Origin of the sequence: Dehalobacter sp. DCA (genome assembly GCF_000305775.1) — a bacterium.
Taxonomy (GTDB): Bacteria; Bacillota; Desulfitobacteriia; order Desulfitobacteriales; family Syntrophobotulaceae; genus Dehalobacter; species Dehalobacter alkaniphilus.
The window spans coordinates 852,432-871,662 of sequence record NC_018866.1 but is presented as its reverse complement, the minus strand read 5'-3'; the positions used below and the strand labels follow the sequence as shown (position 1 = coordinate 871,662).

General features: G+C 45.0%; 19 protein-coding genes and 1 tRNA gene. 15 read left to right on the top strand and 5 right to left on the bottom strand.

Annotation, left to right across the window (positions count from 1 at the left end):
• Nucleotides 1-33: 33 nt before the first annotated feature.
• Together DHBDCA_RS04090 and DHBDCA_RS04085 are read left to right on the top strand one after the other, a co-directional pair.
• Complete coding sequence (locus tag DHBDCA_RS04090; RefSeq protein ID WP_015042900.1) at nucleotides 34-1,464, top strand: hypothetical protein; 1,431 nt, start codon at nucleotides 34-36, stop codon at nucleotides 1,462-1,464.
• Nucleotides 1,461-1,763, top strand: coding sequence for an EscU/YscU/HrcU family type III secretion system export apparatus switch protein (locus DHBDCA_RS04085; protein WP_015042899.1), 303 nt, complete (start codon nucleotides 1,461-1,463; stop codon nucleotides 1,761-1,763). Before DHBDCA_RS04090 ends, DHBDCA_RS04085 begins: the two co-directional genes overlap by 4 nt.
• On the opposite strand, the gene DHBDCA_RS04080 is transcribed toward DHBDCA_RS04085, so the two are convergent.
• Nucleotides 1,760-2,074 carry a hypothetical protein gene (locus DHBDCA_RS04080; RefSeq protein ID WP_015042898.1) on the bottom strand — a complete coding sequence of 105 codons (315 nt, stop codon included), beginning with the start codon at nucleotides 2,072-2,074 and terminating at the stop codon, nucleotides 1,760-1,762. The two genes, DHBDCA_RS04085 and DHBDCA_RS04080, sit on opposite strands and share 4 nt — an antisense overlap.
• 142 nt (nucleotides 2,075-2,216) lie before the next feature.
• Between DHBDCA_RS04080 and DHBDCA_RS04075 the strand changes: the two genes are divergently transcribed.
• The 6 genes from DHBDCA_RS04075 (at nucleotide 2,217) to tmk (ending at nucleotide 8,059) form a co-directional block, all read left to right on the top strand.
• Entirely contained in the window at nucleotides 2,217-4,934 is a 2,718-nt protein-coding gene (locus DHBDCA_RS04075) for an ATP-dependent DNA helicase (RefSeq protein ID WP_242824963.1), read from the top strand.
• Nucleotides 4,935-5,016: 82 nt separating this feature from the next.
• The gene (locus tag DHBDCA_RS04070; protein WP_034378847.1) at nucleotides 5,017-5,370 is read left to right on the top strand and encodes a hypothetical protein; all 354 of its coding nucleotides are present in this window, start codon (nucleotides 5,017-5,019) and stop codon (nucleotides 5,368-5,370) included.
• Nucleotides 5,371-5,563: 193 nt separating this feature from the next.
• Complete coding sequence (locus DHBDCA_RS04065) at nucleotides 5,564-5,983, top strand: hypothetical protein (RefSeq protein ID WP_015042894.1); 420 nt, start codon at nucleotides 5,564-5,566, stop codon at nucleotides 5,981-5,983.
• Nucleotides 5,984-6,057: 74 nt separating this feature from the next.
• Nucleotides 6,058-6,246: a ferredoxin gene (locus DHBDCA_RS04060; protein WP_015042893.1), complete on the top strand. Its 189-nt coding sequence runs from the start codon at nucleotides 6,058-6,060 to the stop codon at nucleotides 6,244-6,246.
• A gap of 291 nt (nucleotides 6,247-6,537) precedes the next feature.
• Complete coding sequence (gene spo0A / locus DHBDCA_RS04055; protein ID WP_025205791.1) at nucleotides 6,538-7,332, top strand: sporulation transcription factor Spo0A; 795 nt, start codon at nucleotides 6,538-6,540, stop codon at nucleotides 7,330-7,332.
• Nucleotides 7,333-7,438: 106 nt separating this feature from the next.
• Nucleotides 7,439-8,059, top strand: coding sequence for a dTMP kinase (gene tmk / locus DHBDCA_RS04050; RefSeq protein WP_015042891.1), 621 nt, complete (start codon nucleotides 7,439-7,441; stop codon nucleotides 8,057-8,059).
• A 107-nt stretch (nucleotides 8,060-8,166) separates the two neighbouring features.
• Here the strand turns inward: tmk and DHBDCA_RS04045 are convergent, their stop codons facing one another.
• Nucleotides 8,167-8,703 (bottom strand): spore coat protein, encoded by a 537-nt coding sequence (locus DHBDCA_RS04045; protein WP_015042890.1) that lies wholly within the window; start codon nucleotides 8,701-8,703, stop codon nucleotides 8,167-8,169.
• Nucleotides 8,704-8,834: 131 nt separating this feature from the next.
• Nucleotides 8,835-8,910: transfer RNA gene (locus DHBDCA_RS04040), tRNA-Arg, on the bottom strand.
• A 130-nt stretch (nucleotides 8,911-9,040) separates the two neighbouring features.
• On the opposite strand from DHBDCA_RS04040, the gene DHBDCA_RS04035 reads away from it, so the two are divergent.
• The gene (locus DHBDCA_RS04035; protein WP_015042889.1) at nucleotides 9,041-9,898 is read left to right on the top strand and encodes a YitT family protein; all 858 of its coding nucleotides are present in this window, start codon (nucleotides 9,041-9,043) and stop codon (nucleotides 9,896-9,898) included.
• A 223-nt stretch (nucleotides 9,899-10,121) separates the two neighbouring features.
• On the opposite strand, the gene pdaB is transcribed toward DHBDCA_RS04035, so the two are convergent.
• Together pdaB and DHBDCA_RS04025 are read right to left on the bottom strand one after the other, a co-directional pair.
• On the bottom strand, nucleotides 10,122-10,886 hold the full coding sequence (gene pdaB, locus DHBDCA_RS04030) for a polysaccharide deacetylase family sporulation protein PdaB (protein ID WP_015042888.1): 765 nt from the start codon (nucleotides 10,884-10,886) through the stop codon (nucleotides 10,122-10,124).
• Nucleotides 10,887-11,029: 143 nt separating this feature from the next.
• Nucleotides 11,030-11,281, bottom strand: a complete 252-nt coding sequence (locus DHBDCA_RS04025; protein WP_015042887.1) for a hypothetical protein — start codon at nucleotides 11,279-11,281, stop codon at nucleotides 11,030-11,032.
• Nucleotides 11,282-11,474: 193 nt separating this feature from the next.
• On the opposite strand from DHBDCA_RS04025, the gene DHBDCA_RS04020 reads away from it, so the two are divergent.
• From DHBDCA_RS04020 to DHBDCA_RS03995, 6 genes are all read left to right on the top strand, one after another.
• Nucleotides 11,475-12,755, top strand: a complete 1,281-nt coding sequence (locus DHBDCA_RS04020) for a tetratricopeptide repeat protein (protein WP_015042886.1) — start codon at nucleotides 11,475-11,477, stop codon at nucleotides 12,753-12,755.
• 119 nt (nucleotides 12,756-12,874) lie between these two features.
• Complete coding sequence (locus DHBDCA_RS04015; protein WP_015042885.1) at nucleotides 12,875-13,408, top strand: hypothetical protein; 534 nt, start codon at nucleotides 12,875-12,877, stop codon at nucleotides 13,406-13,408.
• Nucleotides 13,409-13,486: 78 nt separating this feature from the next.
• Nucleotides 13,487-14,815: a type I glutamate--ammonia ligase gene (glnA, locus tag DHBDCA_RS04010; RefSeq protein ID WP_015042884.1), complete on the top strand. Its 1,329-nt coding sequence runs from the start codon at nucleotides 13,487-13,489 to the stop codon at nucleotides 14,813-14,815.
• 206 nt (nucleotides 14,816-15,021) lie between these two features.
• Entirely contained in the window at nucleotides 15,022-15,996 is a 975-nt protein-coding gene (locus tag DHBDCA_RS04005) for a DnaA ATPase domain-containing protein (RefSeq protein WP_015042883.1), read from the top strand.
• Complete coding sequence (gene pfkA, locus DHBDCA_RS04000) at nucleotides 15,983-16,951, top strand: 6-phosphofructokinase (protein ID WP_015042882.1); 969 nt, start codon at nucleotides 15,983-15,985, stop codon at nucleotides 16,949-16,951. Before DHBDCA_RS04005 ends, pfkA begins: the two co-directional genes overlap by 14 nt.
• Nucleotides 16,952-16,982: 31 nt before the next feature.
• The gene (locus tag DHBDCA_RS03995) at nucleotides 16,983-19,124 is read left to right on the top strand and encodes a cell division protein FtsA (RefSeq protein WP_015042881.1); all 2,142 of its coding nucleotides are present in this window, start codon (nucleotides 16,983-16,985) and stop codon (nucleotides 19,122-19,124) included.
• The last annotated feature ends 107 nt before the right edge of the window (nucleotides 19,125-19,231 follow it).

Below are 19,231 nucleotides of genomic sequence, written 5' to 3'. Positions count from 1 at the left end.
ATTACGGCAGATTTTTCTGCGAGGGAGTCTCTAATGATCATAAACAATATCCAGAGTATTGGCAAGATTTCTCCTTTGATAGATTTTACACAATTGAAAACCGGACAGCTTCTTCCGGTGGAAATTATCAGCAGAAATGGGAATCAGGAGGGGATGATCTCCATTGCCGGGCAAAAAATTAAAGCCCAGCTGGAACCGCAGTTTCTGGAAGGTGAAAGATTTCTGGCGGTTGTCAAAGAGGTCAATACGGAAGGCGTTGTTTTGAGCCGGGTTAGCCAGAGCACCGGCCAGTTGAGCAGCTTGTCTGCGGAACAGCTGTCTTCAATGATAACCAAAGGATTTGGCCTTTCAGCCGAGGAAGCGGACTTTCTGGTCAATAGCATGGTCAATCAGAACACGGCAGCAGGCAGCAAGAGTGCTCCGCCTGAAATACTATACCAGGTCGCTGGTAAGCTGTGGACGATTTTGCGGGAAGGAAAGAACCAGGGTAATTTATTGAGCAAGACGGCTTTTGGGACAGCGCCGCAGGAGACAAATGCCGGCGCAGGGCGGGTATCCAGCCAGGCAGCCGGACAAGCTCTTCGGTTGACCTCGGAGCAGATCACAACGATCCTAAACAGGGGAATCAACCTGACTCCTGAGATCTCCGTCATCCTGGCAAAATATCTGAATCAGCAAAATAGCGGTGTTCTTAAAACGATGCTAGCGGATCAGAATGCTGCAAATCAGAACTTAACAAATCAAAGTTCAGCGAGTCAAAGTCCGGTAGACCAGAAATCTCCGCTCAATACGCTTGCAGACCTGCTCTGGAAGATCATCCCGAAGTGGGAGGATACCAGCGGCGAGCAGTTTGAAAACATCCTGCATTATTTCAAAAGCCTCGGTCTTGAGCACGAGAATCAGCTGCTGCTCAAATTAAAGAATAATGCCGGTCAGGAAGCAGAACAAACGGAAAATGTAAAAACAATGCTCTTAAACGCGCTGGCTGAAGATTCTGCCTCTCCGGAAAAAAGCGCGCTGAAGGGTTTTCTGGATGAGATTACCGGACAGCAGATCTGGATCCAGACCGGGAATAAAGAAAATGCCGCATATTTGCTTATGCATATCCCGCTGCAGAATAACAGTGAAATCTATGATTGTTCGCTTGCAGTGGAGAGTTCCCGCAAAGGCCATAAAGTGGATATTGAACACTGCCATCTGGCGCTGCAGGTCGAGACGGAACACCTTGACCAGCTCGGAGCCGACCTTACGCTTTACGACAACAAACTGCATATCTGCCTCTTAAACGATCATCCCGAGGAGTTGAATCCGCTCATTGAAGATCTCTATGATCAAATCAAGCAGAACTTCGCGGATATTGGCTTATCTTTAGAAAAACTATCGCTGAAGACCTACGATGAATTCCCCCAGTTTGCGCATTTCCTGGCCGGAAAAAACTTTTCAGGGGTGGATATCAAAGGATGAAAAGGGAAAGTCCAAATAGTAAAAAACAAAATATGAAAAAAGCTGCTGCCCTGGCCTATGATCATGTTGGTGCTCCAAGGATTGTCGCCAAAGGGGAAGGGCATATGGCCCAAAAAATAATCGAATTGGCCGAAGAGCAGGGCATTCCGGTCCAAAATGACGACACCCTTGTAGAAGCCTTGATGCAGGTAGAGATGTCCAAAGAAATACCGCCTGAGCTCTATCAGGCGGTTGCTGAAGTACTGGCTTTTATTTATCGCTTGGATAAAATGAAGGGGACGAAGAAGGATACGCCTTAAACTGATTTTGGTTTAGTCCTTTTATTCAAATGCCTCTGGGCAAATATTTCAGCCACGCGTTCATTGCTGCCCAGCACAAGTCCATGCAGACGCCATTCCCGGAAAGTATGCCAGAATTTTTCTTCGGAGATACTGACCGTATACTTTTCGGATTCCTCGTCATACGGCCAAAAAACATCGATCCAGAGCTTCCCCTTATTGGTCAAAAATAAAATAAAGTGATGCAGTTCCGTATTCGCTGAGGTGAGATCCCTGATTAGGATGTGAGAGCGGCCGTCGGGGAAATCCGTTCGCAAATAGATTGGCTTCATCCTTTTCCTCCTGAAATTCGTATGATTTGATCGATTTGGCACCAGTCAAGTTTTCTTTATGATCTTCTCTGTATTTAGTTTATTAGGAATGTTATGATTTATTGTTAAGTGCGTATATTTTTTTTGAAGGGAGCTTGGCTGATTGAATCAGGCTTGTGTAGTCCTATCTCTAATACATCCGGGTACTCCCTCAGAACGCGGGTACCTGGCAGCTCTGCGCTTGGGAAAAGGGGTATTCCCAAAATATCTGATATTTTCGTTTCAGGGCGAAGGTGAAGCCCCAAGCAGAATGGAGCAGCATAAAAAAAGCCTTGAAGATTTTACCCATGATGCCCTTATATTTGTTTATGAGCATAAGAAAATCCTGCCGGATTTGAAAAAATATTTTGAAATTAATCTGAACCAGAACGTGATTGAGGTTCAGGAACTTGCCGCAGTTTTTTTCCCAGCAGTCAGCCAGCAAAGCTTAGAGGAAATAACCGATAAACTTAAGATAAAGAAACATCACAGGTTTATATCAACGGCCCAGAAAAGGGTCCGGCTGACCTATGACCTGCTTCTGCAGTGCTGGGAAAAGGGGATGAAGGCTGATTTGGGTTTCTTGAGTAAGTTGGAAGAATATACAAAAGGTCTTTCCTGTCAGCCTGTACTAACCGAATTGAAAAAAGAAATCGTGCGAACGTATCCGGACAGGCCCATCCGTATTGCACCTTACCGGGGAGAGACGGCACAAAATCTTTTTAGCCCCGGTATGGATGATTTGGCTGAGATTCCTGATTCGCCGGCTTGGGCTGTGCAGTGTTTCGGCCAGGACGGCTTACTCGCCAGCAATATTCCAGGGTTTGAAAACAGAGAGATTCAAACCGTCATGGCCGCTGAGATTCTGAAAGGGTTTACCGAAGCGACAGATGTTGTGATTGAAGCCGGTACAGGAACAGGGAAAACGCTTGCCTATCTGATTCCGGCACTCTGGTGGTCCAAAAGGCATCAGCAGAAGGTGATTGTTGCGACCCACACCATCACTTTGCAGGAGCAGCTCTTCAGCAAAGACCTTCCGCTGCTGCAGAAGATCCTGCCTTTCCCATTTGAAACAGCATTGCTTAAGGGTAAGAGCAATTATTTATGTCTGAAATGCCTTTATCAGGAATCGCTGTTTACGGATTATACAACCCATGATGAACAACTCCGGCAGGCCGCATTCTTTTCCTGGGCTTCTGAAACGAAAACCGGGGATTTTGGAGAACTGCCGAATAATCAAAGCTTCGTTCCGACTTATCGAAAATTTGGCGCGGATAATCCGGCCTGTCAACCCGGAGAGTGTTCCTTTACTTCACGTTGTTACCTTTATAATGCCAGGAAGAGAGCCGAGGCTGCTGATGTTCTTGTGATTAATCACTCCTTGCTCCTTGCCGACATCAAAACGAATTATAAGATTCTGCCGGAATACAGCAATCTTATCATTGATGAAGCGCATAATATTTACCAGACTGCGCTCAAGCAACTTGGATTTGAAATTTGCCTCGAACAGATGCTGCGGCTGACGGACAGTATCTATGGTGGGAAAGGCAATCTATTCGCTTATCTGAAAAGAAATCATGCTGTTTGGGCAGAGGTCTTCCCTGCCTTTAACTGGACCTATTTTAAAAGCAATCTTGAAGAGATTCCGGATCGCTGCAGGGCGGCTGCGGATCAGGCCCAGGAACTTTTCAGCATGCTGCAAAGCGTGCTTGGCCGACAGTTCAGTCTTCGCTTAGACCCAGAAAAGGTTGGCGAAGATATCCTGCAGATGATCCTGCTGGCCTCGGAAAATCTGATCATCAGGTTTAAAGGCATTGTGGAGGTGCTGGATAGAATTAATACCTTTCTGGCTCTTGAAAGTGAGCAGTTGGAAGAAACCAGATATGAGATTAGCAGAATAAAAAGTGAACTTACCCAAATCGTTGACGGATTTGGCAAGATCGTTAGTAAAAGTGAGGAAGAACGTGTAACCTATCTCGAAAAAAGCAACACAGTCTATTTAAAAAACACGCTGATCAATGTTGCTCCGTTATTAAATAAAAAAATATTCAGTAAAAATAATTGTACGGTTTTAACTTCTGCCACCTTAAGTGTCGGTGAGGATTTTACGTATTTGACCAGGGATATCGGAGTAGAGGACTATATCAGCCTGAAGCTGGATTCACCGTTTGATTATGAAAAACAAATGGTTTTCTGTGTCGTCAATGATTTATCTGTAAATCTACCGGAGGATAGGCTCGCAGAAAAGACTGCTTCATTTATTGGGAGAATTGCCGAAGAGATGAATGGAGGTACACTGGTATTATTTACTTCCCACCGGTATTTGCAGCGGGTATACCACTTGTTGGGTAATGAAGAATGCTGCCAGTACCTGAATGTGCTGGCCCAGGGGATTGACGGCACCAGGGAAGACCTTCTACAGGAGTTTATGCAGAACAACAGCAGTGTCCTGCTTGGAACGAACAGCTTTTGGGAAGGCATCGATCTTCCCGGGGACATGCTGCGCTGTGTCATCATGGTCAGACTGCCGTTTTGGCCGCCGGATACGCCCATTCTGGAAGCGAAGGCCCGCCTGTTGGAAAGTCAGGGACTTGATCCGTTTTATGCGTTAAATTTGCCTGAAGCAATTATCCGCTTCAAGCAGGGTTTTGGACGTTTGATTCGAACGAGAGAGGATAAAGGCGTCGTGATTGTTCTGGATGACCGGATTATCAAAAAAAGGTATGGCCGATATTTTCTGCAGGCCCTGCCGATTACTTCTTTCTATCAGGGAAGTTCGGAGCGCGTCCTCCAAAAGGTTTCATCGGTTCAGGTACCCGTAATCGGCAATTCAAGAGCGTAAAGACGCAGAATATTCGGGAACTGATTTCACCCCTCATCTAACCTGTGCATATAGTAAGGCACAGGTTATTTTTTGAGGAGGAATGGAAATGGTTCAGCCGGTAGATTGGTCCAATGTTGGCGTCAGGATCGTCCAGGGATTTTATACCACCATTGATGCCGTACGGCAGCTCGATACGCAGGAAGCTGCACTTGTCATGAAACTGTTGGGAAAATCCTGTACGAAGATGATGAAAGACGGTGTCGGACATCAATTTGGAATTGCCATGATTGAAACAAGTGAAAAATTGGCGCTCACAGATAAACTGACCTTTGAAGATGTTTTGAAAATGCTGACGTCAATCGTAGGAAAACTTTATTTCACGGCAAAAACGGCGGAGGAAATCGAACTAGTCAAACAGCTTGAAGATGCTGTTAAAAATTACCACGTTGTATAAAATCAGGCTGCCGCATAAATTATTCTCAAGACAGCAGTGCTGGAAGGAGGAGAAATCCTATGAAAATGTACTATATCAAGCTGCCTCAGTCCGTACTTAATCTTCTGAAAAAAATCTTCAACAAATAATTGCCGGGTGTCATGAATTTCCAATTTCCCTCCTATATTATAGTAAAAGGGCTAGGAGGGAAATTATGTTATTGAACCGTCATTTTTTTATACTTGTCTGCAGTATTTTTTTTATTGGCGTCATTGTCTGGTGGCAGAATCCGAATACTGCAGTTTCAGCAATAGCCAATGGGCAAAGTTATGCAAATCCGAAGGCAGTGATTGAAGATTATTGGGAAAAGCTTGATTACAGGCAATTTGATCTTGCTTCGGCTCTGGCATCAGGACAGGCCGAAGCTACGAATAGCATACTGCAGCAGATGTTTCAGGATAATCCATTTTTAAGTGTTCAAAACGTGGAGATTCAAAACACTTCTGCGCAAAATAGTTATTTGGTTGAAATTACGACGGGATCATCCATTGATCAAAGAAAAGTACTTACATACCAGATTATAGTAGAACAACAAGACAATGGTCTGAAAATCGTAGAGATGAGTCCCGAATAGAAAATTTGCATATCTTTAGTCACCTTGGGAACAATACAATCGACGATTGACAAAAATAATTTGGGGTGAACATCATGATTGCCTATGTAGAAAAAGAAGCCTGTATCGGATGTGGAGCATGTCCTGCAATTTGCCCGGACATTTTTGAAATGGATGATGACGGATTGGCTGTAACGCGTCAGGAACAGGTTCCGGAGACTCTTGAAGAATCAGCGCAGGAAGCAGCCGACGGTTGTCCGACGGAAGCAATTATCATCAGCTGAAACATCATGCAGATACGGTAACTCGTCAGAACAAGACAAAACTTTAATATTTACACTGAAATTCTCTTGAAGTTCGGGATAATATGTAGGACGAAAAATAAATTGGCTTATTTTAACGAAAAAAAATAATTCTCAAATATCGTTTTTTGCAGATGGGACAGGCGTTTGCAATAAATGCCAAAATTAGAAAGTGTTCCTTATTTTTTAAGAATTCGACATCTCCGCTGATTTATAATGATACTACCGGAAAAACGAACCGGGAAAAATATGATAAAGCGGGGAAATGTAGAGATGTCAAAAAAGGTAAAGATTATTGTAGCCGAGGATAATCGAAATCTATGTCAGATCCTTCAGGATTATATTTCAAAGGATGATAGCTTTGAGCTTGCTGGCGTAGCCTACAATGGACTTGAAGCTTGGGATTTGATTCAAAAACATGACCCGGATCTCGTCATTATGGATCTTGTGATGCCGAATCTTGATGGTTTGGAAGTCCTGGAAAGAATCAATGCCAGAACATCAGTCAGGAAACCCAAAGTCATATTATTAACGGCTTTCGGGCATGAAACACTGACGCATCAGGCCATGGTCATGGGGGTTGATTATTTTATCCTGAAACCATTTGACCTGGAAATTCTGGGAAAACGCATCAGGACGCTGACGCAGGATCTGGAAATCACAAATCCACCGCTGCTGCAGACTTGTTCCTCTGTTACGTCGGTCGGAAGAGGGGTCAATATCAACGTAGAAGTAACGACAATGATGCACCAACTTGGTATTCCAGCTCATGTCAAAGGATATCAATACATCAGAGATGCAATACTCATGGTAATCGAAGATGTTTCGTTACTCGGGGCTGTAACCAAAGAGCTGTACCCGGCAATTGCTAAGAAATACAATACGGCTCCCAGCAGGGTGGAAAGAGGCATCAGACATGCCATTGAGCTGGCCTGGGAACGCGGACATATGGAAACGCTGAAGCGGATCTTCGGATATTCGATGAACATAGAACGTCAAAAACCTACCAATTCTGAATTCATTGCACTGCTCGCTGATAAGCTTCGGGTGATGAGTAAGGTTGGATAAATGAACGAACGAACGAACAGTCAGTGTATAAAGATGTCTCAGAGAGGAGGCATCTTTTTATTTGCGCTGAAATAGATTACAATGAATCCTGAAGGAGTTGAAGATCGTGCAGGTGAAAGGAAAGTTCATTGTGCTCGAAGGCATCGATGGATCAGGCAAAGGAACGCAGATTGAGCGTCTGAAGGTATATCTTGAAACAGTACGCGGAGTAAAAACCGTTCTAACCAGGGAACCAAGCCAGGGTCCGCTCGGGACAACGATCCGCCAGGTACTTTCAGGCCGGATCAACGGCGTGAATGACAACTGTCTGGCGTTGCTGTTTGCTGCCGACCGGCTTGATCACAACAACAATCTGGTCATTCCTGCTCTGGAGCAGGGAAACTATGTGATCTGTGACAGATATCTATGGTCTTCGTTTGCGTATCAGGGAATGAAAAATGATGAATCCTGGATTGGAGAAATCAATCAATATGCGGTAAAACCGGACCTTACACTTTTCATAAAGGTAAGCCCGGAAACATCGCTCAAGAGAATAGCAGCAGGCAGATTCCAGACTGAAATATTTGAAAACAGCGAGATGCTGCGGCACGTTGCTGATAATTACCAAAAGCTGTACAAACAGTGGCAAAAAAATGGGGAACCGGTTGTTGAAATCAATGGGGAAAAGGAGCCGGAGCTGGTTCAGCAAGACATCGTTGCGGCTTTCCGATTGTATTTTCCGGAGTAAGTGTTATTAAATTCTGAAAAGGACACAAAATATAAGGAATGCCAGTCTCTTTGAGGCTGGCATATTAAATGTATATGGAATACTAAAAAATGAATTTTACGTTGTTGTTAATGAACGATTTTTGCAATTTTGGGAAGCCAGTTTCTTTGGAGCATCAGCTGCTCCAGCCGGTAAGCCCAATCAAATCCCATGTTCAGCTCCTTGCGGAGACGATTCCCAATTTCCAGGTGATAGCTTTGATTAATGGCTGTCAATAAGGCCATTTGGCTGGAACTGTTCATTTCCAGCAGCAGCAACGCAATTTCCATATCACTGAAGTGCAAATGGTCTGGTATATCCTGGTATTTTTCCAGGGACCGTTCGGGAAACTGTATGGTTGGCAGCTTGACGTCCTCGGATTGTAAAAAATCTTCACTCATTTCGACAGTTCTTTCTACCAGTGCCTCGCGTGCATCTTTAAGCAGTACTCTGAGCTCCGGATCTTCGGCATGATTATACAGGGTGGTAATAATTGAGGCTTGAAAACGACCCATCAAGACAATCTGATACTGCAAACCCGCCTCAATATAATTAGCAGGTTCGTGATCAATTATATTTTGAACAATAGAATTGCTCTTGGCGGTCGCTTTTTCTAGAATATTCATCGTTAAATCCTCCTTTTTATATAGTAGGTTTAACGATTTATCTGTTTTTATGCTTAAAACAATAAAATGCCGTGAAAAATATAGGATACTAAAAAAACACTGCAAGCACTTGCAATGTCTATTTTTTCTAATGGTGCGCCCGGTTGGATTCGAACCAACGACCTGCGGCCTCGGAAACCGTCACTCTATCCCCTGAGCTACGAGCGCAATAAAACTGCTACATTACTTTACTAAATAGAATTCTTTTTGTCAAGAATAATGTTGAAGAGTTGTTGAAGAGAGCTTAGAGCAAATTGTCGGAGAAAGCTTGGATGACCAGATTAATTTGAGGTAGAACATGAACCTAAAAAAAATACCATGGCATTTTCTCAAAAGATTTTTTGGAATCATTATAGGCGCAGTGATTGTAGCTGTCAGCATTAATACATTGATCCTGCCCAACCAGATTGCTGACGGCGGAGTCACAGGAATCGCGATTCTGCTGCATTATCTGTTTCAATGGAATATAAGCATTCTGGTGGCCCTTCTAAATATTCCGTTATTCATTCTCGGCTACAAGTCAGTCGGCAGACAGCTGTTCTATTGGAGTATCCTGGGCGTAGGGACATTATCTGCTGCTCTGAAGTTTACAGATGCTTTGGCTCCGATAACAACAGATACGCTGCTGGCCTCTATTTTCGGGGGCGTTATATCCGGTATCGGAATGGGCATCATCTTTCGCTGTCGCGGCTCATTAGGCGGTACCGATATTCTGGCGATCGTGTTGAATAAAAGAATCCAATTTAGTGTCGGGCAGATCATCTTAATCCTCGATGCGGTTGTCTTTATCGGAGCTGCACTGATCTTTAGCCCGGAAATGGCCATGTATGCAATGATTTATATGTTTATCGCTACCAAAGTGATCGATCTCGTCCAGGTCGGGTTGGATTATTCCAAGAGTGTTATGGTCGTCACAGAAAAGCCGGACGAGATTGCTGAGGATATCATCAATATTGTCGGCAGAGGCGTAACGTATCTTCAGGCCGAAGGAGCTTATTCACGTTTTCAAAAAAGAGTGGTCTACAGTATCGTAAATAGAGCACAACTGACCCAGGTCAAAGAAATTGTCCACAAATATGACCCGGATGCTTTTGTGGCCATTGGCGATGTTTCAGAGGTCGTCGGCGAAGGCTTCCAGAGCTGGAAAGGGCATTAATACAGCGATTTGTAAATCCCGTTATCAACAAAGAAACGTTTGCTTTGTTCGGGTTAGTCTCCCTAATGGACGGCAAGGAGCGGTGTGTCAGGGAGGACACAACGGCCGAAAGCGGTATTGTGGCACGCAGACTAGCCCTAGATAATAGCCTTGTAATATTAATATAAAGAGGGTTATGTCGACAGATTTAGCGAGTAAATTGAAAACATGGTACAAGTGCTCATTACAGGCTCGAACCAGGCGGCCAGCTCTCCTGGGCATTGCTGAGCAGCTTGCCGACTGTCACAATTTCATAGTTCTTCTCTTTGAGCATCTTCAGAACAGTGGGAAGTGCTTTGGGCGTATCCGGCGCGGAATCAGAAGCGTGGAAGAGGATAATGTCGCCGGGGGAGGCTCCTTTATTTTTGGAGCGTCCGTTCATCACATAATTGACGATGGCGTCGGCTCCGGGTCTTTTCCAATCCAGGGAATCAACGCTCCATTGGATGACTTTGTAGCCTCTCTCGTTTGCAACCGAGATGACCTGGTTGTCATAAGCCCCGTTCGGAGCGCGCAGCAGAGTGATTTTTTGGCCGCTTAAACGTTCCAGGACTTCTTTGGAAGTATCGAGCTCTTTCATGAGAATATCAGCTGTCATAGTGTTTAAATCAACATGACGCCGCCCGTGGGAGCCAATTTCGTGGCCGTCCGCGGCAATGCACTTGACTAGCTCCGGTTTTGTTTCGGCCCACGGAGATGAAAGAAAGAAAGTGGCTTTGATATTTTCTTTTTTTAGGATATCCAAAATCGGCTGCACATTTTCTTCGCCCCAGCTGATATCAAAAGTAAGCGCAACCTGCTTTGTTTCGGTCTTGACGGAGTAAATCGGCTTAGAATTTCCGGTAACAACGGATACAACCTGTTCTTTGTTTACGGCCAAAACCGCAATCATCATCAGGATGACAGTCCCCACCGCCAGCCTTTTTCTGTTCACCACAAAGACGCTCATTGTTTATCCCCCCCCTAGAACCATGCTTATTCCGGGGAGCCGTAAATCATGTTAAATATAAAAAGGAGGTGTCGATAAAGACGCCTCCTTTCAGCATTTAAAGATTAAATGTCCGATATTATCCACCGTGTATCGCGGCGGCATTATTTTGGCCAGCGGACCCCAAAAATGATTTCCAGCAGATCGATCTTGAAAATGATTCTGAGGAGCAGGTGTAATACCAATAAAGAAATGGAAATGGCCACGGCAACCTTGATAATCCAAAAGCCGATACTCAGGATGATGCCGAGCAGCGGTTTTAAAACAAGGTAGGCCAGATAAATGCAGAGTATGAAAATCAGGACTTTGGCGATGATCCAGAGAATATTTTTTGAAGATGGGCTTTTTGTGCTCATTACAATCCCTCCTGCAGGATGATTTACTTCATTTTTTCAAGAGCAAAAACATTCATAGCACCGGTTTGCTCCCTTAGATTCAGTATAGCATATTATAGACCAAATGAAGTTGCCCCAACTCATATATTGTAAAGAAAATTCAGGTATTGTGAAGAAAATTCATATATTTTGAAGAAAATTCAGGAGGGATACCATGGAGACCACACTGGAAGTATGGAGGAAGTATCTGGAAAATGGAATCAAATGCTTGGGTGACGGAAACACTGAAGAAGCTGAAAAAAGTCTGCAGATAAGCCTTATCGAGGCTGAAGCGTTGGAAATACCGGTGATTATCGCTTTTTCCCAGCGCTTGCTCGCAGCGGTCCAGATGAAAAATAACAAATTGAATGATGCCGAAGCCGGATTCCGAAGGGCACTGGCCTGCTGCAAACAGCTGCATAACAATAAGGGGATTGCTGAAGCCAGGGCCGGATTGGCCAGCGTTTATTTCAGCCAGGGGAAAAATGCCAAAGCCATTTATTTATATAAGCAGGCTATCAGGGACTATCCGAGAGAAGCATCATCCCTGCGTTTAGCGGCCTTGTACTCCGATCTGGGCCAGGTTTATATAAAAATTAAAGAGTGGCAGGCTGCAGAAGAGACTTTTCTGCATGCCGAGAATCTCTGCCGGAAACATGGTTATCTGAGTGGGGAGGCAGAGATCAGCCTCTGTTTGGGAGAAATATATTACAGTCAGGCGCAGAGAATTGCGGCGCAGAAAAGATTTTATCATGCCGCGAAGATCTATGCCAGGTTAGGCGAACAGGTTTCTCTGGCTAATGCGCTGCAATATATCGTCTTCTTGTACTTTGAAAAAGACAGGCTGCCGGAAGCCCTGCTTTTGCAGCAGAGAGTTGTCGCGATGTATTTGAAAAACGGACGTGATCCTGAAGTCAGTGAAAGTTATTTCATGTTAAGTAATCTTCTTCAATGTTCGAAATTGCTGGATGAAGCAATCAGCAGCCTTGAGTTGTCCATTCAATACCATCAAGGAAGCGAATTCGGCTTTGCTGTGCGTTATTACAGTCTGGCCATCCTGTTGATTATGAAACAGGACTACTCGGAGGCGAAAAAACAGTATCTGGAAGCTCTGAAGTATTTCCAGTTCTTTGGTGACAGCTCCAAGATCGGCGAAATCAGCGAGGAATTAACATATCTTATCCGCTATGAGGATACTTTGTTTCAGGAGAATCTGTACAAACTGCTCGGCAAAAGGTTTTATGACGAGCCGGAACTGCCGAAAGGAGAAGCGATGTTAAAGCTTGCCAATCTTTTGATGAAGAAAGGTAAAAATATGGAAGCGCTGCGCTGCGGCTGGATCGCGCTGGTGTACGCCAGGTCGCTGCAGGATGAAACAAAAGAAATTGAGCTGCTGATTCAGGATTTGTCCCAGACTATCCGATATCAGAAAAAGACCTCCCGACTTTATCGGTAAAATCGTCTTAGAACTTTCAGAATGTAATTATACTTTCTGATATACCGAAAAAGGACTGTGAAAAAAATTGGGAATAGGTTAGAATAGATTATAAGCCAAAATAAGGTGGAGATGTTCACTTGGATCATAATGATCAGGTTCTGCTTGAAAGCTTCGAACGGATTTATTGTCTCTTAGAAAAAGAAACCCAAAATTTAACGGAGATCAAATCGGCTTATGCCGAAAAAATTCGCCAGTGGGAAGATGAAATCAAAGCGTATGCGATGATGATAGAGGAAATCTCCTTGCCGGCCAGGTTTATTCTTGAGCATATCCTGTCCCTGAAATTTAAGTCCGGTCAGATGGCGGTGGAAGCTGAGAATATCACCCAGGGTTTCTCCGGAATAGAGGACATCCGTGTGGAAAGATTTGGCATTATCAGAATCTCCACAGGAAATTTACAGCTTAGCTGGCGCGATGAACTGTATAATTACTTATTTTATCCTGATAAGGTGGAATTGCGGACAAACGACGAAAGGACGACGATTAAACTGTTCTTTTCCCAGCAATTTGACGGGAAGGATATTCAAAGATTTTCTGCGGTTACGGAAAGCCGTCAGTTGTTATATATTCACCCAGCATTGAAAAAGTATTTAGAACCATGTCAACCATAAAATTTTAAATATAAGATTTATGGTTAACATGGCACTGTAGAAGTAAAAATTTTAAACAATTGAAGGGAGCGCTGAGAATTGAATTATACGAAAGAAGATGTCTTGCGAGAGGCGTATGAAAAGGGCGTAAAATTCATGAGACTTCAGTTTACCGATATTTTCGGAGTATTAAAGAATGTCTCTATTCCGGTAGAACAACTTGAGAAAGCCCTGGACGGAGAAATGATGTTTGACGGTTCTTCCATTGAAGGCTTTGTGCGTATTGAGGAGTCGGACATGTACCTGAGACCCGACCCTGACACATTTGTCGTCTTCCCGTGGAGGCCTGCTGAAGGCGGGGTAGCGAGACTCATCTGTGATGTCTATAATCCTGACGGGACGCCATTCAACGGTTGCCCCCGCAATACACTTAAAAAAGTACTGGCAGAAGCCTCAGAAATGGGTTTCAAATGCTACATAGGACCGGAGCTGGAATTTTTCCTGTTCCATGTCGACACTGAGGGCAGACCGACCCTGATTACCCATGATAAAGCCGGTTATTTTGACATGACACCGGTTGATTTAGGGGAGAGCGCCAGAAGAGATATGGTTCTGGCGCTGGAACAGATGAATTTTGAAATTGAAGCCTCCCATCATGAAGTTGCTCCCGGACAGCATGAGATTGACTTTAAATATGCCGATGCCTTGGAAATGGCTGATAAAATGGTCACCTTCAGATTTGTCGTCCGGACGATTGCCCAGCGGCACGGACTGCATGCGACATTTATGCCGAAACCGATCTTTGGGATCAATGGTTCCGGAATGCATGTCAACCAGTCCTTATTCAAAAATGGCAAAAACATTTTCTATGATCAGGAAGGACCGATGAACCTTTCGAGCGAAGCGTATCATTATATTGCCGGCATTATGGAGCATGCCAAGGCTTTCACAGCGATCACCAATCCTACGGTCAATTCGTATAAAAGGCTCGTTCCGGGCTATGAAGCACCCTGTTATATTGCCTGGTCGGGCCGCAACCGGAGTCCGCTGATACGTATTCCGGCCAAGAGGGGTTCTTCAACCCGTATTGAATTAAGAAGCCCGGATCCTTCCTGCAATCCTTATCTGGCTTTAGCGGTCCAGATTAAGGCCGGACTGGATGGGATCAAACGGAAACTTAACCCGCCCGAAGCTGTTGATTTGAATATTTTTGCCATGGATGACAGGCAAAGAAAAGAGATGGGGATTGACTCGCTTCCCGGAGATCTCAAAGAGGCTTTAACGCTATTAAGCAATGATGAAGTCATCAAAGATGCCCTTGGCGAGCACATCTATTCCCGATTTGTTGCAGCAAAGACCGAAGAATATGACAGCTTTCGTATCGCCGTGCATAAATGGGAAATCGACAGATATCTCGAAATATATTAGCCGCAGAGCACGTGTAATGATAGATGGCTAAAATTGTCAACCTAGGCAAGGGTTAGGGATATATTCCTTAACCCTTATTCTTCCCTGGTACCGTGTTGCCGAATTATGTTAGCTATCCTGCTCCGCCCACAGCGGAACTGTGGCCCTCCATGACATTAACATAAAAAATTGGTGAGTAAGTTTTCTCGCAGGGGGTATTCTAAACAGTGTTTATCAGCCAGTTCAACCAATTAGCTTTTCAATACATAGAGAATTATGAAGTACAAAAGGCGCCCCCGGTTACGATAATTGCCGGCCAGGAAGGACTGGGCAAGACCCAGCTACTGAATTGTATCCTGCAAAAGATGAAGCCGCAAAAGGTGAGGATTGTCCTGATCGATGCGGATAAATTCTCAAAGAAATTTGCGTTTGCGGCCCAAAATGGCAGCCTTAACAGCTTTCGCCGCTCTGTGCGTTCCAATGACCTTTTCCTGCTTGATAATATTAATGTGCTGCAAGGAAAGAAGAAAACGCTTGAAGAACTGTTCCATACCGTAGATACCATTCTGGCACAAGGCGGAAAGACGGTCATTACATATCAGGGCAGTACACCCAACTTTGACTTTTTGAACCAGCGGTTTGCATCAAGGCTTAAAAGCGGATTTTTCCTTTATTTGAAGGACCCGGCAGCCGAGGAGCTCGAGCATTTCATCGCGTATCGTCTTACCGGAGATTTGTTTCAGGAGATCCGGCCATGCCAGCCGGCGCTGCTTTCCGGAATTAAAAATATGAAGCAGGCTGTAAAGATCGCTGAACAGCTAAAAAAAGACATTCAGCCGGCAAACTTTGCGGAGGAGAAAATCCATGTACCTCAGTCCGAAAAATTATTTCACCTTCCCGGCATCGGAGAACAGGCCGATCTCGTCGTTTCTATCGTTTGTGAATGCTGCGGTTTGGATAAAGACAAAGTCCTGGGCAGTACAAAAAAAAGGGAGGTTGTGGAAGCAAGGCAGATGGTGTATCTCCTGCTGCATGAGATATTTCAGTACCCCTATCGCGATATTGCGTCCTATTTTCGAAAAAACACCGGAAGTCTGACAAATCAGTCTGAAAAGATACGGGAGAGAAAACAGGTGTTGTTTGAAACTTTATGTAAAAAACTGTATAATGCTGAAAAGGAGAGATCTTATGGGCGCGGATAGCAAGGTTGCAGTTTTAACCAGCGGAGGGGATGCTCCCGGAATGAACACCGCGATACGGGCGATTGTTCGTAAGGGCATTTACCATGATCTCCGGGTATATGGGGTTTTCCATGGTTATGATGGGCTTCTGCGCGGTGAAATAAAAGAAATGGAGCTGGGCTCAGTTGCAGATATTGTGCATCGCGGCGGAACGGTTCTGAAAACTGCCAGATGTGAAGAAATGTTTACGGCTGAAGGCCAACGTCTGGCCGCGGACCAGCTAAAGGCCAAAGGAATCGAAGCGCTCGTGGTCATTGGCGGAGACGGTTCTTACCGCGGAGCAAAAAAACTTGCTGAATTGGGTATCAAAGTCATTGGCGTGCCCGGTACGATTGACAATGACATTGCTGGAACAGATTCAACGATTGGCTTTGACACGGCGGTGAACACCGTTGTCGAGGCTGTAAGCAAATTAAGAGACACCGCTTCGTCCCATGAACGGACTTTTCTTGTCGAAGTCATGGGCAGAAACTGCGGGGATATTGCCCTCCACTCAGGACTCGCGATTGGTGCCGAATCGATCCTGACGCCCGAAATCCCTTTTGATCTTCAGGAAATTAGTGAGAAACTGCTGCGGGGATATCGGAGAGGAAAAAATCACAGTATTATTATTTGTGCTGAAGGAGCAGGGGATATCCGTGAAATTGCTTCAGGCTTAAAGAAATATTCCGGATTGGAAAACCGAGTGACGATTCTCGGCCACATTCAACGCGGAGGAGCACCCTCGGCAGCCGATTCTTTGCTCGGAGCAATGATGGGCGGCAAGGCCATTGAGGCACTGATGGAGGGAAAATCTGAGGTGATGATCTCTCATTTTCAAAATGAGATTGTGGACAGGCCATTGGAACTTGCTTTTAAGGAAAAGAAAATGTTTAACCGTAAACTCTATGAGCTGGCTAACGAGCTGGCTATTTAACGATATATAACTTTGTGAGGTGGGAAGAGAAGTGGAGACTGTTTTTGCCCTTGATATCGGCACCAGAGTCGTTATTGGACTTGTGGCGCAAAAGAGTGAATCGGGATATGAAGTCATAGCCAGTGCGCGGATCGAACATACGCAAAGAGCGATGTATGACGGACAGGTTCACGATGTGAACGAAGTCGCTAAAGCCGTGTCATTTGTAAAGCATGAACTTGAGCATAAACTAAACTGCAAATTGACAAAAGTGGCTGTGGCTGCAGCAGGCAGGGCGCTTTGTACCGAAACAGCGACGGTCACGAGAGAGGAAGTTCTGCCGACACACTGGGAACAGGAAGAAGTCCTGGCCATGGAAATGGAAGCTGTCCAAAAGGCCATGAAGAAAATCTCAGCTGAAGAGACAGATAATATCCTATTCTACTGTGTCGGATACAGTACGGTGAAGCAGCTGCTCGAAGACCAGCAGATTACAACGCTGGTCGGACAGAGGGGGAAAAAAGCAGAAATCACGGTTATTTCTTCGTTTTTACCGAGAACGGTTGTCGATGGCCTTATTGCAGTTTTAGCAAGGGCGGGGCTTGAGATGGCCAGTTTGACGCTGGAACCGATTGCCGCCGGACTGGCCGCAATTCCCGGAGATATGAGAAGACTGAATCTGGCCCTCGTGGATATCGGGGCAGGGACTGCAGATATTGCATTTACCAAGGAAGGCACTTTCTTTGCCTATGGAATGGTGCCCATGGCCGGCGATGAGGTCACAGAAGCAATCTGTTCCAATTATCTGGTCGATTTTCAGGAAGGCGAAAGGATTAAAAAACAGCTGAACGGGAACGATCCAAATCCAAACAGCCTGATTGACATCGTCAATTTCTTCGGAGCCAGGTCCTCTGTCACACGTCAGGAAATTCTGGATGTCATTAAACCGACCGTTCAGGTGATTGCCGAAAGGATCGGCGGAGAAATCCTGCTGCTGAATAACAGCTGTTCACCCCAGGCTGTGATCATGGTCGGGGGAGGTAGCCTTACTCCCTTGATGGGAGATATTTTGTCAAAGGTGATTAATCTTTCCCGGGGTAGAATCGGCATTCAAGTCCGGGAAAGGTTGTCCGCGGTCTCCGGCCAGGAAGAAAATTTATTTGGTTCGGATGTCATTACGCCGATAGGAATTGCAATTTCCGCGCTGGATAATAGAGGTCTCCATTATTATGCAGTCAATGTAAATAACACGAATATTCCGTTGTTTGAACTGCAGCTTGCTACGGTGGCGGAAGGGCTTCTCGCAGCAGGCATCCAGCCGAAAACGTTTTTTGGACGTCCGGGATCGGCGCTGATCTATAAGCTAAACGGTGAGATTCAGGTTATTAAAGGAGAGTTGGGAAGTCCAGCGGTGATTACAGTCAATGGCCAGTCGGCTAAGCTGGATCAGAGGCTTAGTCAGGGTGACGTGGTCACCTTTATGCCGGGGCATTCCGGAGTAGATGCCAAAGCGCAGGTCAAAGATGTCATTTCCCGGCCCGCAGTGAAGAAGATTATCTGGGATGGCAAGGAAGAGGAATTCAATCCGTTCATCTATCTGAACAGTAAACCGGCAGATGAAGAAGACTGGCTTGAGGATGGCTGCAGCCTGCTTGTAAAAATGAATGAAACGCTCTATGATTTACTGGCCATGAAAGGCATTAATATCAATAAAATAAACAAAAAGAAAATCAAAGTCAACAACCAGCCCCGGGAACTGGTATCGGATCTGGAGATTATCGTCAATGGTTACGCTGTAACCATCGATTGTGTTATTAATAACAACGACCGTATCGATATTCTTGAGAAAAAAATATTGATCAGGGATTTGGCGCTGGAAGCCGAACCGATGATTTTTACGGTTAACGGAGAAGCGTTCAATTTACCGCCGCTTGAAGCAAAGATCTACTGCAAAGGAAGGGTCATTCAGGAAGATGAGCCTATCGAAGACGGTATGGAAATCAGAGTGGAAGGTTTTTCGCGCAAACCCATTTTGTCGGAACTATTTCCGTATATAAATCTTGCTGAAAACTCAATTTCGGGCGGAAAACTGGAAATGCAGGTCAATGGCAGTGAAGCTCATTTTACGACCGAGCTGAATCAGGGAGACCGTATTATTGTCAACTGGATCAACAAATTTGCGCTCGCCAGATAAAAAAAAGAAAACCCCCAGCTGGGGGCGATAGGCCAAGGGCCTAGGTGGAAAGGGATAAGGAGTATACACCCAGCAGTATAGTGGGAAACAGCCGTACTTGTCCCGTT

Excerpts from the sequence above, each read along its gene's own strand:
- DHBDCA_RS04090 (WP_015042900.1), top strand. The coding sequence starts at position 34 with ATGATCATAAACAATATCCAGAGTATTGGCAAGATTTCTCCTTTGATA.
- DHBDCA_RS04085 (WP_015042899.1), top strand. The coding sequence starts at position 1,461 with ATGAAAAGGGAAAGTCCAAATAGTAAAAAACAAAATATGAAAAAAGCT.
- DHBDCA_RS04080 (WP_015042898.1), bottom strand. The coding sequence starts at position 2,074 with ATGAAGCCAATCTATTTGCGAACGGATTTCCCCGACGGCCGCTCTCAC.
- DHBDCA_RS04070 (WP_034378847.1), top strand. The coding sequence starts at position 5,017 with ATGGAAATGGTTCAGCCGGTAGATTGGTCCAATGTTGGCGTCAGGATC.
- DHBDCA_RS04065 (WP_015042894.1), top strand. The coding sequence starts at position 5,564 with ATGTTATTGAACCGTCATTTTTTTATACTTGTCTGCAGTATTTTTTTT.
- DHBDCA_RS04060 (WP_015042893.1), top strand. The coding sequence starts at position 6,058 with ATGATTGCCTATGTAGAAAAAGAAGCCTGTATCGGATGTGGAGCATGT.
- spo0A (WP_025205791.1), top strand. The coding sequence starts at position 6,538 with ATGTCAAAAAAGGTAAAGATTATTGTAGCCGAGGATAATCGAAATCTA.
- DHBDCA_RS04045 (WP_015042890.1), bottom strand. The coding sequence starts at position 8,703 with ATGAATATTCTAGAAAAAGCGACCGCCAAGAGCAATTCTATTGTTCAA.
- DHBDCA_RS04035 (WP_015042889.1), top strand. The coding sequence starts at position 9,041 with ATGAACCTAAAAAAAATACCATGGCATTTTCTCAAAAGATTTTTTGGA.
- pdaB (WP_015042888.1), bottom strand. The coding sequence starts at position 10,886 with ATGAGCGTCTTTGTGGTGAACAGAAAAAGGCTGGCGGTGGGGACTGTC.
- DHBDCA_RS04025 (WP_015042887.1), bottom strand. The coding sequence starts at position 11,281 with ATGAGCACAAAAAGCCCATCTTCAAAAAATATTCTCTGGATCATCGCC.
- DHBDCA_RS04020 (WP_015042886.1), top strand. The coding sequence starts at position 11,475 with ATGGAGACCACACTGGAAGTATGGAGGAAGTATCTGGAAAATGGAATC.
- pfkA (WP_015042882.1), top strand. The coding sequence starts at position 15,983 with ATGGGCGCGGATAGCAAGGTTGCAGTTTTAACCAGCGGAGGGGATGCT.